The following is a 15908-nucleotide window of genomic DNA, read 5'->3' as shown; positions in this document are numbered from 1 at the left end:
GGATTTCTAGGAAATGAAGCGAGCACGGTCGGATGTGCACTCCAGACTGGCCCGCTTCACCGAACGATGCGTCGAATTATCTCAAAAAGCTGTCGGAAGTGATCAGAAAGAACCCCTCAGCAAAGGAAAAGATGGCTACGCTGATTGGGTGATCGTGGCGATTCACGGCCTTCGTGAATACCTCGATCACTCCTATCGACAGTTGCTCGATGTACTCCGGGAAATGCCCGATATCGTCGCCAAACTCGGCCTTTTACCGGATGAGCTGCCGGACTTCACGACTGTTTGTGCTCGAAAACAAGAGCTCAAGATGCCAGTCTGGCGGATGTTGTTGCAGCTGTCGGCGGAACTATTCGATACCGGAGAGGTCCAGGCGATCGACTCGACTAGCATCGCTCATCGCTCGTCGAGTCATAACTACGCAAAACGCGTCAAAGGGACGTTTGAGTCGGTCAAAACCACTATTCTCGTAGACTGCTCTACGCGAGCTATTCTCGACATACACTGCTCGATGAACCTACCACATGACACGCAAATTGCGTGGCAAGTCCTGAAAAGAAATCTCAGTACCGTGGAAACTGTCGTCGCTGACAAAGGGTTTGATTGGGATAAACTTCGGCAGATGCTGCGAAGTGAGGGTATTAGACCGGTAATCAAGCATCGTGAGTTCTATTCGCTCGACGCCGCACACAATGCTCGGATTGATGATAAAACCTACCATCAACGGTCTATCGCAGAATCGATATTTTTTGCGTTGCGCAAGCGTTTCGGTTCAACACTTAAGGCAAGAACGTGGTTTGGGCAGTTCCGAGAACTCGTCCTAAAGGCTGCCGTCAGAAACATCGAACAATCGCTCACGACCTAACTCGGCTGATTTCACGCGTCTAAACAAGGCCCAGGGCGCGAATGTTGCACGGGCTGAGAGGGATCAACGCGGAAGGTCAAACGCTCAGTACAGGGCGCGAATGTGGCACAGTCTGAGGGGTGATCTGCGAAGATCGGTGATCGGTCAGTACAGGGCGCGAGTATATCGCCGCACACCGGTTAGCCGCTAAGTATGTGGTGCAAATTTAGCAAGGGAGACGAACGTTCATTTAAAGCCCAGTCGCATCCCTCTCAACAGATCGAGTATTTCCGCGACGCTCAGTGAAAGACAAGCGCCGTTACGTACCAGCGTCGGTAGTACGTTTCTCTACCTTGACGGTATTATCAACACCACTCTATCCATCGTCCGTGTGAATCGTAGAGTGCTAGTACGTCGATGGATTTCGTTCCATCGACATATTCAACGAACCGTACTTCCGGTTCGTCTCCGTGCCACTCACAGTTCGCCCAGAATAGGTCACGGGACTGGCCAATTTCGCCAAATAACTCCGCGAACTCCTCTTGCTGTTCAACTGTGAATTGATAGAGAACGTGCGTGTTGAAGATACACAGCTGTTCATTCTCGGGAACTTCGCTACAAACGTTCTCTAGGTCAGTCAGCGCATTTCCTTCGATGAGTTCTGGCGGTGACTCACGTGCCACGGAAACGGCACCTTCAATGAGATTCCGCCGCTCCTCGTGTTCGGGCCAGATGAGAGCGCGAAGCCAGCGAACGTCGTCTTCATTCCGGACATCAAGTGTATTGAGGTCGATTCCGAGTCTCTTTCCCAATAGCGGTAGTTCTTTCGGCAGTGGCGGTTCCTCATCACCACGGACTTCACACGACAGTTGTACAGGGGACTTCGGGTCGCCGTACTTCCCGTACCGTCCGTACTGATAGCCATACTTGTCGAACAGGAGATTCAGGCCCGCACTCGGGCCGATTTCGACCACCCCGAGAGGAATCCGATTGCATCGGCGGGAGAGGTACTCAAACACGGGGAGTAGAATGGAACTCCGACTAATCACATTTGTTTGGACACGGCGCGACTGCAGGAGCGAAATGATGTCGTCTCGATGAGAGAGACAGAAATTCCGAAACGCTTCATACGCACCTTCTCTCGGGAGCTTTGACAATTCAGAAGTATTTGGGAAGTAGTCTGCAAGAACCTCATCGGGACGCTCAAAGAGGAGATACTGTACTGCGGCGAAAAGTAGATTCGGCGCAGGTTGGTCAGCAGGAACTTCCCCAGTAAGGGCGAGGATTTCTTCGTCGTCCGCGATGCTGAGCGAGAGCGTTTCGTAAAGGGGTGAGGAACCGTGTGCTTCGACGGTGGCAAACTTCTCAAAGGTGTTCTTATGACCAGTCATCAACTAGAAAAAGTCATCTCGGAGGTACGATTATTGTTCCGATGATCACGCGTTTTTGCAGTCCTGATTATAGATCCAACCATCTGAACAATCTCAAACAGAGTAACAACTAGTGACTTGATAGTGACCTCTCTTCGGTCGGTACGGAGCTGTATGTGTCGGTTGGTTTCGGCCAAAACGTGAGGAATAAACGAGAGTACCGTGCTGAACTCATCCTCTATATTCAGCAGACAACTCTTATAATCTACTGAGAATTACAATAAAACGTCCTAATCGCGTTTCAGATACCTCATAATCGGGTTCTACATCCGGAAGAGTGGGTTTGGTCTCTGTTCGAGGACCGATTATGAAGATAGTCTAGGCATGATTGCATGATGAGGATCTTCCTCGAGAGCAAGGCTTGTGTCCCAATCGTCGAGTATGAGGCCTCACGAGGCGATTAGGGGCTATTCACGTATATTCTGGTAATTGCCGAGACTGATGGGTGAGCGAGGTCCGTTTCGTGATCGGTACTCGCTTCGTAGATGCAGGGCCCGAAGCGTCAAACGTGCATAACCGGTTCGAGACGTGCTCTCGAGTGTGTTTGCCTTCTCGAGAGAGGTCGCAGTCTCTTCGGAAATTCTGGTGCTGTCTAGAACTCAAAACCGATAGCAGGGAACCGATTATGAACTTTCGAGTCGTGTACTGACCGGGCCTACGATCGACTCGAGCGGGTGAGTGTGATCCCTCCGGAGAAGGCTCTATACCGTCGAATCCGATTTCGTCAGATTGACTTGAGGCTCTCTTCGTAGTGTTTCTCTTCCTGGTTACCGCCAACCCGGAAAGCGCAAGAGGGAAACCGATTATGAACTTTTGAGAGCGTGGTTTCTCCCTCTTTTCGGGCCACTCTCTTTCTCCTGCTCACGCCTTCCCTCTGTCTAGAAGCCATCTCGAGCGATAACCCCACTCAGAAACCTCATCCTAGATTCGTTCATAGGCCACCTCTACACACATCTTCCGGACCACTATCGCGGTTATGATCACCAAGGTAATCTGGGCAATACGATCATAGAAGCGCCCATCCCTCTGCGAACTCCTCCATTCGTTAGGGAGCATGTTCAGTTCCCACCCATCCGTACCGGTTAGTTCCATCTAATGTGATTGAAATAAACGAGGTCGATGTGCTGCATCCATTCTCTGTATTCAGCACGCCGCTTTTGTCAGCGCACCAATAGTTCAATCACAATCTGCTGAATAGAGAGCGCGACTGTGGCACGAGCCGAAGGCCGATCTGCGAGGGTAGCGAACGGTCAGTATAGGTGAGATACATATCGAATGGCTGTAGCTCAAATCACTCCTTGAGGTTGGAGTATCTATTTAAGACACCTTACCGTACTGACATACAATACAGTATGAATCGTCGGGAACTTCTCGCTGCGGGTGCTGTGAGTGTCCTCCTCGGGGCGGGTGGCTGCATCGCCAACCTCGATCCACAGGGTGAAAATTCAGCCAATTTGGACGATAAAAACTCCACCGATGAGAACGTTGTCCCGGACTGTACGTCGAAAGCGGAGTGGGCAGATGACCATACTAACGGCCCGTTTCCCGGTCCAGACTCGGTCGCCGGTCGTCGTAACTGTGCGAACGCTGGTCGCCCCGAACCTACCGGGGATGTTTGTGAGACGTTCGAGTTAGAGAAGCCGAACGGTGAAATCGACGAGTTACACAGCGTGGGTATCAAGCCGTATCCGGAGCCACCGAGTACGTTCGACGAAGAATCGCTGATAGAATACGTGTACGAGTACGAAGACGCCTACCAGCAAAATAAGGCCGTGTCGGAGTACGGGAAACGAGCAATTAGCGCTGGAGCAGAGATCCTTGACAATTGGGGAGACCCGACACGAATTCTTGATCTCTACGACAAGATCACGGTGATTGGAATCAGTTTTGCTCCACCCGTAGAGTACAGAACGCACGACGGGTATTTCGTCGGTGATGATAATTTTAGCGACGAGGCAGTCTACGGGGTCGATGAGACCGGAGTCGTCCGCCTCCATGAACGGTATTTCGGCGATGAGAGAACGGTCATAAAAGAGCCGCCCGATCCAGTCGAAGACGGCAATCTCCTCGAATGCTTTTGATCAACACGTGTAGTAAGCGGATGGTTCACTGATTTCATCGTGAAACAACTGAAGTCGCTGTGCTGAACCCATCCTCTGTGTGCAGCAGCCTCGAGCTGCCAGAAATCGATAGTCTGCTGAGTTGGTGCTGCATACAGAGCGCGAATGTAGCACGAGATGAGAGGCGATTTACGAGAGTCCATGATCGTTCAGTGCATGTAAAACACAACACACGAAGGCGTTATGTTTGACATTGCTCAACGATTGCTACCACAATTTCATCACTTTCGGATTTCACGTAGACTCCCGATGGGTAAACGGGATTATCATACTGGGGAAGCGATTTGAGCGTCGCTTTTGCCTCTTCAAATTCGTCGGTTGATTCTGGTACCACGGAGAATTGTTCGTACTCCCCGCTTCCCCTCGTCACCGTCCCGTGCTGTTTTTCTGAATTAGTGGCCTCTTCAAAAATCCGGTCTATAATCTCAATCTCCCTCAAATTTTCATCTTCGGCGATGACGAGCAGAGCATCATCAGGGGGGTCTTCGACTATTTCAACATTGAAAGAACAACCGGATGGGTTGTCTTCCATCTCAGCATCGTGTCCGGAGTTAGCCGAGTTATTGTCGTCATCTTCGTTTTCGGGAGTTGTTCCACTAATGTTCCCCAAACAACCAGCAAAAGCGGATGCGAAGGCGACACCAGTAAACGTGAGGGCTTGGCGACGGTTCATAGGCAAATATATTCAACTATTGATGATATACCTTCGCCACGGTCAAACAGCCATTTTACTCGCACTCTCAGTTCGCATCCGTATGTGCCGGTTGGTTTCGGACTAAACAAGCACTCTCCGTGACCCTGAGGGCGTGTGACCGACTTAGGTGAGCTCGGCGTCCACCAGCGCCTGTGCACACCGCTGGGAATCGAACCGATCGATTCCACTCGAGTCGACCACGGCGACGTCGACGGACGCTCCGTCCCATTCGGCCTCGCGTCCGTCGTCAAGCGCCCGTAGCGCGACGGTCAGTCCTTCCGTCGCTTCGAGGCCTGTTTCGTAGCTCGCCTCAAGCGTCGCCCGAATCGCCTCGCTGTCGCCGCCGATCGCCGTCGCTCGCCAGCGCCGGGTCAACCCGGAGGGGTCGAGTTCGTAGAGCCGCGGCTCCGGGTCGACCCCGCCGAGCAGGAGCGCGGTCCCGAACGGTCGGGTGCCGCCCGACTGGGTCGTCTCCTGGACGTGGTCGGCCACGGCCGTGGCGACCGGTTCGACGCCCGGCGCCTCCCCGTACCGGAGTCGCTCCTCCTGAGCGTACCGGCGAGCGTAATCCACGAGGCGGCGTGCATCAGCGACGTGGCCCGCGCTCGCGGCGGCCAGTCGGCCGTCGAGGTCGTGGAGTTTCTCGACGCTGTCGTTCGCGAGCAAGGGCGAGGGCGTTCGACTGTCGGCGACGAATACGACGCCGTCGGTCGTTTCCACGCCAACGACGGGGCTCCCTCGAGCGACGGCCTCGCGTGCGTACTCGACCTGGTAGAGCCGGCCGTCCGGCGAGAAGATCGACGTCCCGCGGTCGTAGGCCTGCTGATTCGACTGCATTAGCTCGCCCTCCGCTGGTCGACGGTCACGCCATCGGCCGTGATCGTCGCGGTGGTCACCCCGTCACCGCTCGCGGTGTCGCGCTCGCTCGCGGCCTCGACGGCGGCGACCGCCGCGTCCGTCGCCGTCTCGAGTTCGGGCGCCGGGTCGTCCTCGAGCCGCCCCTCGAGCACGCCGTAGGCGACCTGCATGCCGCTCCCGCCGGCCGCGTAGTGGTCTTCCACGACGCTCCCGCCACCGTCGAGTTCGTAGACGTGGCCGCCCGTCTCGTCGACGCCACAGAGGAGCGGTGCGACGGGCAAACCGCGGACGAGGGCTCCCGCTGTCCGCGCGAGCGCGGGCAGGCTCATCGGTTCGCCTCGGCGGGATTCGTAGAGACTGGCTTCGGCGCGTAACCGCCTGATGACCTCTTGTGCCGGGCCGACGGATCCCGAAATCGCCATCGCTGCGGTCGGGTGGACCGCCGAAATCTTTCGGACGTCCTTGTTGGCGGTGAAGCGGCCCCCAAGGCTCATTCGCTGGTCAGCAGCCATGACGACGCCGTCCGTCGCCCGGATGCCGACGATGGTCGTTCCCGTCGAGAACTCGAGTTCGTGCGTGTCGCCGCCTCCGGTCGCTGGCGCGTGCTGTGCGAACGGTTTGGTCCGGGAGCCCAGGGTCGAGAATCGCTCGCCAAACTCGAGTCCCGGTTGCGAGTCGTTGGCCGTCTGCGAATCGCTGTCCGGTCGTGAGTCGCTGCCCGGCCGCGAGTCGTGTTTGCTGTGGTATCGCGTCATCACTCGAGTGGAGGCGACCCAGCGAAATATATGTTAGCTAAAATATATTTTAGCTAGTCGAGTCGCAGGCCGTCAGGCGGTCGTCGCCGTCTGCGTCGCGACGTCGTCGATCGCCTCAAGCAGGAGCCGCGAGCCGAGGTCGATCTCGCGTTCGGTGACGTTGAGCGGTGGCAGGATTCGCAGGGTCTTGTGTCCACAGCCGAGCGTGAGCAGCCCGCGCTTCATCGCCGCCTCGACGACGGCCTCGCGGCGATCCTTGGTGTCGAACTCGAGCGCGAGCATCAGGCCCCGGCCGCGCACGTCGGTGACGCCCTCGACGTCGCGTTCGGCGAGGATCGAGCGGAACTGCTCGCCGCGTTCGCGCACGTTCTCGAGCAGATTTTGCTCGCGAATCGCGTCGATGGTGAGCACGCCCTGGAGCGACGCGAGGACGTCGCCGGCGCCCCACGTCGAGGAGATGCGGCCCGTCTCCTCGGGGAAGATATCGGATCGGGAGATGGTCGCACCGACGCGCAGTCCCTTCGCACTGGTGATGACGTCCGGGGTGAGATCCAGGTGGTCGATCGCCCACATCTCGCCGCTCCGGCCGAGTCCAGACTGGATCTCGTCGGCGATGACCCGCAGGCCGAACCGGTCCCGGAGCGCCTCGACGTCGCGAGCGAACTCGGGGTGGGGAACGCGGTAGCCGCCTTCGCCCTGGACCGGCTCGAGGATGAGGAAGGCGACCTCGTCGGCATCGACGACGCCACGGTCGGGGTCGAGTTTGTCGGCGACGACGTTTCCGCCAGGTCCGTCCGTGAGCCAGTCGTTCTCGTAGTGCTCCTGGCTCGAGGGATAGGGGACGCTGATAACGCCGGGCACCTCGGGATACCCCTTCCGGTGGACGGCCTTCGACCGGTTCAGCGAGAGTGCGCCCAGGGTGCGCCCGTGGAACGCGCCGTCGAACGTGATTGCGCGGTGGCCACCGCTGGCGTAACAGATCTTGATCGCGTTTTCGACCGCTTCGGCGCCGGAGTTCGAGAGGAACACCCGGTCCATGTCGTAGTGATCCGTGAGGTCGATCAGTCGATCCATCAGCTGAGAGGGTCCGGGAAAGTCCGGGTTCGAGGGGGAGCCACCGCCACTCACGTAGAAGTCCTGGCCGGCGATTTTCGTCGGATCGACGAGGTCGAACGCCTCGAGCTTCTCTTTCACCGCCGGGTTGTTGTACCCGAGCGGGGCCGCGGCGACGTGGCTCGTGAAGTCCATGAGGACGTTGCCGTCGACGTCGGTACAGAACGGCCCGATAGCGTCTGCCTGCGTATCCCAGACGAAGTCGTAGACGTAGGTGCTCGGGGCGGCGAACTGGTGGTGGTACTCAGCCCACTCGGTCGCTCGTTTGCCCGGCATCGTCTCGACTCGCGGCTCGACCGTATCTCGGTCCATACCCGAGTTGCGCCGGCCGTTGATTAAAAATATTCGTTGTGGTTCGGGCAATACTCAGACGACGATGAGGGCGGTGGCGACGGCGCCGCCGGCCAGGAGCGCACCGCTGGAAACCGCGACCTTGCGTTTGAACTCCCCGTCCGAGGACGTCGCCGCGAGCAACGCCTTGACGACGATGCTCGAGACCGTCGCCAGCAAGATGGCAATCGTGGCCTCGGGGGCAGTGAGCGTCCCGCCGCGATAGAGAACGACGGCGGACGTGGTCGCCCCGGCGCTCGAGACAAGTCCGCTCGCGACGGCAGTGGCGTAAAAGCCAAGCGTGCCGAACCAGGTCTCCGCCAGCGAACCGAAGACGAGGACCGCGAAGAAGACGGCCCCGAACGCGAGGGCGTTCTTCAGTGAGAACGGGTTCTCGAGGTCCATCTCCGTGGATTCAGACCAGTCGGCCATGAGGAACGCGATGACGAACGCGAGGACGATGACCGTGCCGAGCGGAACGACGGCCTGGAAGAGCGGCGCGACGGCACTTCCCGCGGTGAACGCGACGGCAATCGCGAGATTCCGCACCGCCATCGCCGCGTTTGCGAGCAAGATCGCAGCGACCGCGTACGAGGCCGCCTCCGGGCGCTGTCGAACGTGGTCGAGCATCGTCCCGACGACGGCTGTCGAGGACGCCAGGCCACCGAAGAACCCGGTGACGGCGATGCCGCGACCGCCGTACGTCGAGACGATGGCGTAGTTGACGATCCCGATTCCGGCGACGGCGACGACCATGAGCCAGATGACCTGAGGCTCGAGCGGGACCGTGACCGAACCGAGCGGAAGATCGTACTCGGCCGGCAGGATGGGGTAGATGACGAACGCCAGGATGGCGAACTCCGTCGTCGACCGCATCTCCTCGCGCGAGAGTCCCCACGCGAATTCGTGGAGTTCACGCTTGAGCACGAGCAGGAGTGAGGAGAGGACGGCGACGGTCACGCCCTCGATAGCGAATCCCGCCGCTACGAGCGAGCCGACGCCGTAAGCGACCAGCATCGAGACGGACGTCGTCAGCGAGAGGCCAGTGTCTTCCTCGCTCATTAACCCCTGCACAGCGAGCAACACACCCTGGACGATGACGAGCAGACCGCCGAGGAGCAACAGGCTCTCGCCGACGTCGGCCTCGAGGACAAGGATCGTGAAGACGGCGGCAAGTAGGCTGATCAGCGAGAACGTTCGGATTCCGGCGGACTTCTGTGACCACTCGCGCTCGAGCCCCAGGAACATCCCGAGTGCGCCGGCGAGGGCGATCCGAACGACTGCCTCGTCGAGGGGGGCTTCGAGTATCTGTATCTGCAGGGGAGCATCGGGTAGCATTGGGTCGTATGCGAAGCGGATTTCGATCTAATCGAGTGCGATATCTGGATCGAGAACGCGTCTCAGAGGTCGACGTACTGGCCCTCCCAGTCCCGACGAGCCTCGAGTTCACGTCGACCGCGTCGAGTGAGCGTGTAGAAGTTGGTCCGTCGGTCGCGACTCCCCTTCTCGACGAGTCCCTTGTCGACGAGCGTGTCGAGGTTGGGGTAGAGCCGTCCGTGGTGGATCTCCTTCTCGTAGTACTGCTCGAGTTCCTCCTTGATCGCGAGGCCGTGTGGCTCTTCTTCGCCGGCGATCACGTATAGGAGGTCGCGCTGAAATCCTGTCAAGTCGTACATTGGGAACGTACCACTCGTTCTTCTTGTCGAATTTTAATAAATATATCGGGTTGCAGGCGACGCATGGACGAAGTATTCCGCCGAACACGCGATTGACAGGGCTTTCGAAACGTAAGGGCTTCGACCAGTAAGCGAGGCGTGACGCATAACGATGTCCTCATGTCTACGATGAATTGTGTTCCGTTTAGAATTAATTGTGCCCTGCGCGATGGTCGTCGATCCTCGATTCTATCGACCGTCGTCGGCCGTCGTACACGCCGATACGAAACTGGGAGAGAATGACACAAAACCGACGGTGGGCGACACGAAACCGGTAGTGGACGGCAGGGTCTCAGTACTCTACACTCAAAAGCATTGTAAACAGGAAAGCAAACCACGCGGCGTGAAAAGGGCCGCGTGATTGCTTGCCGCCCTGAATTGGTCCCCGCTGACGCTTCGGCCCTCCAAAGCGAAGCGTCAATTGGTAGAATTCACCGGAGAAACTTAAAGGTACCGACACTGCCTCGAGACGTGACTGGTCCGTTTCGGAATATGTTCGGGTTCGACGATCACATGTGTTCCTCCTCGAGGACCCAGCCCAGCGCCCGGCGGTAGTACGTGAACATCTGTCTGACGCCCTCGTGGCGCATCTCGTCGCTCTCGAGTTGCTCGACGAGAAACTCGTACTGCTCGCGGATTTCGTCTTCTTCACGCATGGCTCTGTCTCGTATCCCCACGGTAAAAAGTGGGGGCCCGGAATTCGATTCGCGACCTGTCGGGTGGCGTATAGCTGCTCTCGGTCCTCGCCTACCGACGGGTCCAGGTCAGACTTTCCGCGCAGTCAACGGCTGTCGACGGCGCAACTCACAGGGGAACTCCGGATGCTCCAGAACGTGCCAGACGAGTATGTGTCGCCGACTGCCGGAGAGCCCCGTGCGCCCGACGTCGTCAGCCGTGAACGTCGTCGGGAGCGCCTCGAAGAGGTCGATTACCGCCTCGAAGGAGTCGAAGACCTTTCGGTGGCCGCTAGAGGTCGCCCCGCGACGGGCGACGACGTAGGATCCGTCGGGACGATGCGTTGCCTCCGTGTGAGTGAACGTTCGCGTCCGCGAGAGGGCGTCGGCGAGCTGGTCGCGAAGCTGTGCTGCGTCGGTACTGGTCAACGCGTAGGTGGCGGAACCGACCTCGAGGACGACGCCGTCGTCGGTCGTTCGTACCTGCGTGTCGTCGCTATCGACGAATTTCTCGACCAGGAGCGTGGGTACTCCGTGTCATCGTGTCCGTTAGTTCTCGGGCTCGAAATAAAACCGTTTGGGCGGTACTACGGCGTCGGATCTCGACCGGCTGTCGATTCGCCGCGTGTGTGACGCTGTTCGAAGAGTGGGCGAGATGAGCTACGAGCGTCTCGTTATACGTCTTCGTCCTCGGTCTCGTTGTCGGTTTCGTTATCGTCGCCGACGTTCGTCTCGTTGTCGTCACCGATGTCGGTTTCGTTGTCGTCGGTTTCGTTGTCGTCGCCGATATCCGTCTCGTTGTCGTCGGTTTCGTTGTCGTCGCCGATATCCGTCTCGTTCTCATCATCGCCGTTGCCGATTTCGTCGTCAGTCTCGTTGTCGTCCCCGTTCCCGTTGCCGCCTGGCTCGTCTCCGTTCCCGTTGCCGTCGTCGGTACACCCTGCGAGGGCGGCCGTACCCGCGGCACCAACTGCAACGACGAACTTTCGTCGACTGAATCTATCTCGGGACATGCGAATCTGGGTATTTTGCTCGAGGTTCTGATGATACGCATTGCAATTGCCGTCTCTTCATTCCCCGGTAGGTAATCATTTGACTGACTGTTTACATGTGTGATAGAACCATCGAGTCGGTCGATCGATTCGAGGTCGCCGGTGTCGTGCATCGACGGGACTTTTGGGCTCGCACGCGTAGCGAACGGCGATGAACGTCCGTGGCGAACGCGAGTGTACGGCCTGTGGGACCCGCTGGTCGTATGCCGAGACGGGGAGCGTCGGCTGTCCGGCCTGCGGGAGCCTCAAGAGCGTCGGCACCGGCGAGCGCACGGCGACCACCGACCGACCCGCGTCGTTCGACCTCACGAGCGTCCGCGGAGCCGTCGACGAGGCGACCAACGACGAACTCGCCGACCGCGCCAGAGGGATCTGTCGCGAGTACGTTCGGAACCGCGGATTCGTCGCCGACGGGGACCTTCGCCCGCTCGACGACACGTACCTCGCCGCGATGGAACTCCGCCACGCCGCCGACATCGTCGCCCGGACCTCCCGACTGACCGAAGACGAAGAGCTGTACTTCCTCTCGCTGTTGCGCGATGCCGACGATGGCACGCGCCCCGGCCCGGAGACGGTCCCGCCGTCCTTCCACGAGGCTCGAGGCCTCGCCGTCGCCGACGCCGTGCGCACCTATCGGCGCGATCTCCGCCTCTGGGTCGAGGAGACGGATCGGGAACTCGAACTCGAACTCGAGGACGCCCAGAGCACGCTCGAGAGCCTGATCGATCACGAAACGCGCCTGCGCATGCTCGAGGGCGACGTCGAACCGGCGATCGCGGAACGACTGCTCGAGACGACTCGGCACCTGGCGAACGGCGTCCAGGGGGACGTGGCCGAACTCGAGGCCGCGCGGGAGGGACTCGAGTCGCTGGCGGAGACGCTGTAGCGACCGCGTTCGACGAAGTCAGAGAGAGGGAGGAGTCAGGGTTAGAATCAGGGCAACTCGACGTCGACACCCTCCTGTAAGCTGGCGGCTTTAACCGTGTTGTAGAGCAACATCGCGCGCGTCATGGGGCCGACACCGCCGGGGACGGGGGTGATCGCACCGGCTCGCTCCTTCGCACTCTCGAAGTCGACGTCGCCGACGAGTTCGTATCCCTTCTCGGTGTCCGCGTCCACGCGGTTGACCCCGACGTCGATAACGGTCGCGCCCTCGGCGATCATCGAGCCGTCGATCAGTTCGGGGATGCCGACAGCCGCAACGACGACGTCCGCCGTGCGCGTCTTGGCCGCGAGGTCGTCGGTCCGGGAGTGACAGACGGTCACCGTCGCGTTGCCGTCGTCGGCCTTCTGGATTAGCAGGTTCGCGAGGGGTTTGCCGACAATGTCCGAGCGTCCGACGATGGTCACGTCCGCCCCCTCGGTGTCGACTCCTGCGGCCTCGAGCAGTTTCTGGACGCCGTGGGGGGTGCAGGGCCGGAACCGAGCGTCGCCGGCGACCAGTCGCCCGACGTTCTCGGGGTGAAAGCCGTCGACGTCCTTCATGGGGTCGATTCGCCGGATCACGTCCCGGTAGTCGACGTGGTCGGGGACCGGCGACTGAACGAGGTAGCCGTGAACGTCGGGGTCGTCGTTGAGTTCCGCGATGACCTCGTACAGGTCCTCGGGGGCAGCGTCTCCGGGGACGTCGACGTGGTGGGGCTCGATGCCGACCTCCTCGCAGTCGCGCTGTTTCATGTTCACGTACGTCTGGCTCGCCGGGTCGTCACCCATCAGGACGGTCGCCAGTCCTGGACGGGCGCCGGCGTCCGCAAGCGTTTCGATCGCTCCAGTCAGATCGGCTCGTATCTCGCTCGCGACCGCCTTCCCGTCGATGATCGTCGTCATACCGGAACCGGACACCGCGAGCCTATTCAATGCTCGGGTTCGTGCCCATCTTTTCTCTCGAGACGAATATATTATTCACGTTCGTGCATTTCGAGATCGACTCGTCGCCCCTTCGCCCACAGTCATCGCCTCTTCGCTCTCAGTTATCGCCCCCAACGACGAGCAATTCGTCGGGTCCTTCACGCTGCGAGCCACCGCTCCTGTGAACGGTCGACTCGAGCGACGCCGATCCGAATCCTTCGTCGGAACGGTTCAATGCCGTTATTTCGCTTCGATGCCTCCGTACCCTCGTGGAGAACGTCACCGACCGAACGAGCAACCCCTTCGGCATGCGACCGCCCTTCCAGAAGCACGATCCCGGAAACGTCCCGGCCGTGTTCGGCTACGGCGACGCCAACGCAGACTTTCACCTGATCGGGGACCACCCCGGCGTCCACGGCGGCGAGACCACCGGCATCCCGTTCACCGAGCGCGAGGCAAGCGAGCGCCTCCTGGACGTCTTCCGCGCCGTCGGATTCGTCAGCGACCCCGCCAGTGAGCCGGTCTTTTCGAATTTCTTCGCCGACTACCTCCACATGTGTACTCTCCCCGGGGGCCGGCCGCCGACCGCGGACGAGTACGACGAACTCGAGCGCTACTTCGATGCCGAATTGCGCGCAATCAACGCCCACATCCTTCTGCCAGTCGGCGCCAGGGCGACCGATCACGTCCTCCAGGAGTACACGACCCAGCGACGACGAATCGACCTCGAGATGCCCGCCCTCCACGCGACAGAGATCCGCGGACGCGGGTTCATGGTCGTCCCGATTCTCGACCCGGCCGAGTGGGAACCCGGGGATCGAGAGCGGTTGCTCGAGCGACTCGAGGCGATTCTCGATTCGGACTATCGGCAGACGAAGGGTGTGGCGACGCGGATTGGGTGAGCACGATTCGGTCGCCACGACGGCGACAATAGCCACAATAGGTACCTACCGCCCGAACCGTTTTCGAACGCTCACGCGGAGCGGAAGCCCCAGCGCGCCGAGGAGTGGAACGACGACGAACAGCGCCAGATCGGCCGGAAGCGTCGCGTAGCCGGCGGCGGCGACGGCGAACCCGACGAGGGGCGCCAGGACGCCCAGGACGTACAGGTACGAGGGCGACCACCCGGGAAGCTGGTGGGTCCGGTGAACGACGACGCCGATCAACAGCGGCATGAGGACGCTTCCCACGAGCAGGGGCCCGCCGACAGCCATCGTTGCTGCGGTGAGCGCGACTCCGACGACGATGGTCTCGTCGATCGAAACCGGCCCCCAGGTCTCATCGCGCCAGGCGATTCGTGCGGCGAGCACGAGGAGCAACGAGAGGCCGACGACCCCAGCCAGGACACCGTACCACTGGATCGGCTCGAGCGGCGAGGGAGGGGCGATCAGCTCGACGCTCGAGACGAACGCGAACGGGGTCGAAATGTCGTGCCGACTGGTCGAGAGGGACGTCCAGAGGGCGTTCGGCTCGGCGCCGATCGACTGCAGTTCCATCGCCAGGGTCGAGAGTGCGTTCTCGTGCTCGAGTCCGAAGTGGACGAGCCCGACGAGATACACGAGGATCGACGTCCAGATGAGCGGCCAGGCGAAGTTCTGGTTGCGCCACCACCGGACGAGCGCGTTGTTGGTCAGTCGACCTGGTCTCGAGTGAGAGCCAGTGTGAGAGTGAGAGCGAGGGGACGACCCGGTCCGGGAACCCGTCGAGTCGGCGGTGCCGGTCGTCGTCCCGCCCGCGCTGGCACTCGAGGCGGTCGCCTTCGATCGGGTGTTCGTCCCGGTGCTGGCCCCTGTTTCGGTGCCAGTGCTCGTACTCGAGGTGGACGCACTGGCCGATCCCGCGCCGGCGCTCGCACTCTCACTCGAGGTTCGCGAACCCGTCGTCCCGCCTGCCGACGTCGCGCTCGAGGTCGCATTCGAGGTACGGGTCGTCGACGAACGCGACCTCGATCCCGATTTCGAATCTGAATCCGAATCCGATTTCGACCTCGAGGAGTCGTCCTCGCTCTCGTCCGCGTCCGCATCTGCGTCTGTATCCTTGTCTGCGTCCCTGGCCGACTTCCAGAGGTCAGGCGAGGGGAGCCCCGACGTTCGCTTGGCGACGTAATCTTCGTGCCCGAGGCGGTCGTAGGCCTGGCGTTCGACCGGATCTCCCAGAATGTCGTAGGCCTTCTTGAGTGCCGTAAATTGTGCCTGTGCCCGGGCGTCGTCGTTCAGATCCGGGTGGTAGACCCGGACCTGTTCGCGAAACGCCTGCTTCACGTCGTCCTGAGAGGCGTCAGATGAAATGTCGAGAAGGTCGTAGAAGTCGATATCGTCGGTCATGGAAGATCGGTCGTCTGTGGCCTCGGGACTGGTCTGTTAGACCGTATTCCTGCGACAACTTATACTTTCAATATCGCTGATGGTCTCCGTGGCGTATCTGGCTATCGTGAACGAACTGGCATGGGCATTTCGGCCGACGGCGTCTTCGCCG

Annotated in this window: 16 protein-coding genes; 4 read left to right on the top strand and 12 right to left on the bottom strand. The window is 60.1% G+C overall.

The features are described from left to right. Positions 1-34: 34 nt before the first annotated feature. Positions 35-865, top strand: coding sequence for an IS5 family transposase (locus tag NGM29_RS11495; protein ID WP_254160484.1), 831 nt, complete (start codon positions 35-37; stop codon positions 863-865). A gap of 344 nt (positions 866-1209) precedes the next feature. Here NGM29_RS11495 and NGM29_RS11490 read toward each other — a convergent pair whose 3' ends face one another. Then, positions 1210-2235 (bottom strand): DUF2332 domain-containing protein, encoded by a 1026-nt coding sequence (locus NGM29_RS11490; RefSeq protein WP_254156329.1) that lies wholly within the window; start codon positions 2233-2235, stop codon positions 1210-1212. A gap of 1391 nt (positions 2236-3626) precedes the next feature. Here NGM29_RS11490 and NGM29_RS11485 point away from each other — a divergent pair. After that, positions 3627-4355, top strand: a complete 729-nt coding sequence (locus tag NGM29_RS11485) for a hypothetical protein (protein WP_254156328.1) — start codon at positions 3627-3629, stop codon at positions 4353-4355. 220 nt (positions 4356-4575) lie between these two features. On the opposite strand, the gene NGM29_RS11480 is transcribed toward NGM29_RS11485, so the two are convergent. From NGM29_RS11480 to NGM29_RS11440, 9 genes are all read right to left on the bottom strand, one after another. Next, complete coding sequence (locus NGM29_RS11480) at positions 4576-5067, bottom strand: hypothetical protein (RefSeq protein ID WP_254156327.1); 492 nt, start codon at positions 5065-5067, stop codon at positions 4576-4578. Positions 5068-5211: 144 nt separating this feature from the next. Further along, positions 5212-5925: an archaeal proteasome endopeptidase complex subunit alpha gene (locus NGM29_RS11475; RefSeq protein WP_254156325.1), complete on the bottom strand. Its 714-nt coding sequence runs from the start codon at positions 5923-5925 to the stop codon at positions 5212-5214. After that, positions 5925-6701, bottom strand: a complete 777-nt coding sequence (locus NGM29_RS11470; protein ID WP_254156323.1) for an Ntn hydrolase family protein — start codon at positions 6699-6701, stop codon at positions 5925-5927. The genes NGM29_RS11475 and NGM29_RS11470 overlap by 1 nt, the downstream gene beginning before the upstream one ends. 72 nt (positions 6702-6773) lie before the next feature. Beyond that, on the bottom strand, positions 6774-8126 hold the full coding sequence (locus NGM29_RS11465) for an aminotransferase class III-fold pyridoxal phosphate-dependent enzyme (protein WP_254156321.1): 1353 nt from the start codon (positions 8124-8126) through the stop codon (positions 6774-6776). Between the two features lie 54 nt (positions 8127-8180). Beyond that, on the bottom strand, positions 8181-9482 hold the full coding sequence (locus NGM29_RS11460) for an MgtC/SapB family protein (protein WP_254156318.1): 1302 nt from the start codon (positions 9480-9482) through the stop codon (positions 8181-8183). A 62-nt stretch (positions 9483-9544) separates the two neighbouring features. After that, positions 9545-9820, bottom strand: coding sequence for a PadR family transcriptional regulator (locus NGM29_RS11455; protein WP_252698748.1), 276 nt, complete (start codon positions 9818-9820; stop codon positions 9545-9547). A gap of 548 nt (positions 9821-10368) precedes the next feature. Beyond that, a complete protein-coding gene (locus NGM29_RS11450) occupies positions 10369-10515 on the bottom strand; it encodes a hypothetical protein (RefSeq protein ID WP_253435269.1) in 147 nt (48 codons plus the stop codon). Between the two features lie 108 nt (positions 10516-10623). Beyond that, complete coding sequence (locus NGM29_RS11445; protein ID WP_254156317.1) at positions 10624-10962, bottom strand: DUF7528 family protein; 339 nt, start codon at positions 10960-10962, stop codon at positions 10624-10626. A gap of 245 nt (positions 10963-11207) precedes the next feature. Further along, complete coding sequence (locus NGM29_RS11440; protein ID WP_254156316.1) at positions 11208-11546, bottom strand: DNA polymerase V family protein; 339 nt, start codon at positions 11544-11546, stop codon at positions 11208-11210. Between the two features lie 190 nt (positions 11547-11736). On the opposite strand from NGM29_RS11440, the gene NGM29_RS11435 reads away from it, so the two are divergent. Next, positions 11737-12471 carry a DUF7117 family protein gene (locus NGM29_RS11435; RefSeq protein WP_254156315.1) on the top strand — a complete coding sequence of 245 codons (735 nt, stop codon included), beginning with the start codon at positions 11737-11739 and terminating at the stop codon, positions 12469-12471. Positions 12472-12518: 47 nt separating this feature from the next. Here the strand turns inward: NGM29_RS11435 and NGM29_RS11430 are convergent, their stop codons facing one another. Continuing rightward, positions 12519-13412, bottom strand: a complete 894-nt coding sequence (locus NGM29_RS11430; protein WP_254156314.1) for a bifunctional methylenetetrahydrofolate dehydrogenase/methenyltetrahydrofolate cyclohydrolase — start codon at positions 13410-13412, stop codon at positions 12519-12521. 290 nt (positions 13413-13702) lie between these two features. On the opposite strand from NGM29_RS11430, the gene NGM29_RS11425 reads away from it, so the two are divergent. Further along, on the top strand, positions 13703-14335 hold the full coding sequence (locus NGM29_RS11425; protein ID WP_254156313.1) for a uracil-DNA glycosylase family protein: 633 nt from the start codon (positions 13703-13705) through the stop codon (positions 14333-14335). A 45-nt stretch (positions 14336-14380) separates the two neighbouring features. On the opposite strand, the gene NGM29_RS11420 is transcribed toward NGM29_RS11425, so the two are convergent. Then, complete coding sequence (locus NGM29_RS11420) at positions 14381-15757, bottom strand: J domain-containing protein (RefSeq protein WP_254156312.1); 1377 nt, start codon at positions 15755-15757, stop codon at positions 14381-14383. Between the last annotated feature and the right edge of the window lie 151 nt (positions 15758-15908).

Origin of the sequence: Natronosalvus rutilus (genome assembly GCF_024204665.1) — an archaeon.
Classification (GTDB): Archaea; Halobacteriota; Halobacteria; order Halobacteriales; family Natrialbaceae; genus Natronosalvus; species Natronosalvus rutilus.
Note: the sequence above shows the minus strand (reverse complement) of the source record. Positions and strands in the feature narration are given on the sequence as shown.

Bases quoted from the DNA above. Each gene is read 5' to 3' on its own strand.
- NGM29_RS11450 (WP_253435269.1), bottom strand. From the start codon at position 10,515: ATGCGTGAAGAAGACGAAATCCGCGAGCAGTACGAGTTTCTCGTCGAG.
- NGM29_RS11465 (WP_254156321.1), bottom strand. From the start codon at position 8,126: ATGGACCGAGATACGGTCGAGCCGCGAGTCGAGACGATGCCGGGCAAA.
- NGM29_RS11475 (WP_254156325.1), bottom strand. From the start codon at position 5,925: ATGCAGTCGAATCAGCAGGCCTACGACCGCGGGACGTCGATCTTCTCG.
- NGM29_RS11470 (WP_254156323.1), bottom strand. From the start codon at position 6,701: ATGACGCGATACCACAGCAAACACGACTCGCGGCCGGGCAGCGACTCA.
- NGM29_RS11455 (WP_252698748.1), bottom strand. From the start codon at position 9,820: ATGTACGACTTGACAGGATTTCAGCGCGACCTCCTATACGTGATCGCC.
- NGM29_RS11485 (WP_254156328.1), top strand. From the start codon at position 3,627: ATGAATCGTCGGGAACTTCTCGCTGCGGGTGCTGTGAGTGTCCTCCTC.
- NGM29_RS11430 (WP_254156314.1), bottom strand. From the start codon at position 13,412: ATGACGACGATCATCGACGGGAAGGCGGTCGCGAGCGAGATACGAGCC.
- NGM29_RS11435 (WP_254156315.1), top strand. From the start codon at position 11,737: ATGAACGTCCGTGGCGAACGCGAGTGTACGGCCTGTGGGACCCGCTGG.
- NGM29_RS11480 (WP_254156327.1), bottom strand. From the start codon at position 5,067: ATGAACCGTCGCCAAGCCCTCACGTTTACTGGTGTCGCCTTCGCATCC.
- NGM29_RS11440 (WP_254156316.1), bottom strand. From the start codon at position 11,546: ATGTCCCGAGATAGATTCAGTCGACGAAAGTTCGTCGTTGCAGTTGGT.
- NGM29_RS11420 (WP_254156312.1), bottom strand. From the start codon at position 15,757: ATGACCGACGATATCGACTTCTACGACCTTCTCGACATTTCATCTGAC.
- NGM29_RS11490 (WP_254156329.1), bottom strand. From the start codon at position 2,235: ATGACTGGTCATAAGAACACCTTTGAGAAGTTTGCCACCGTCGAAGCA.
- NGM29_RS11460 (WP_254156318.1), bottom strand. From the start codon at position 9,482: ATGCTACCCGATGCTCCCCTGCAGATACAGATACTCGAAGCCCCCCTC.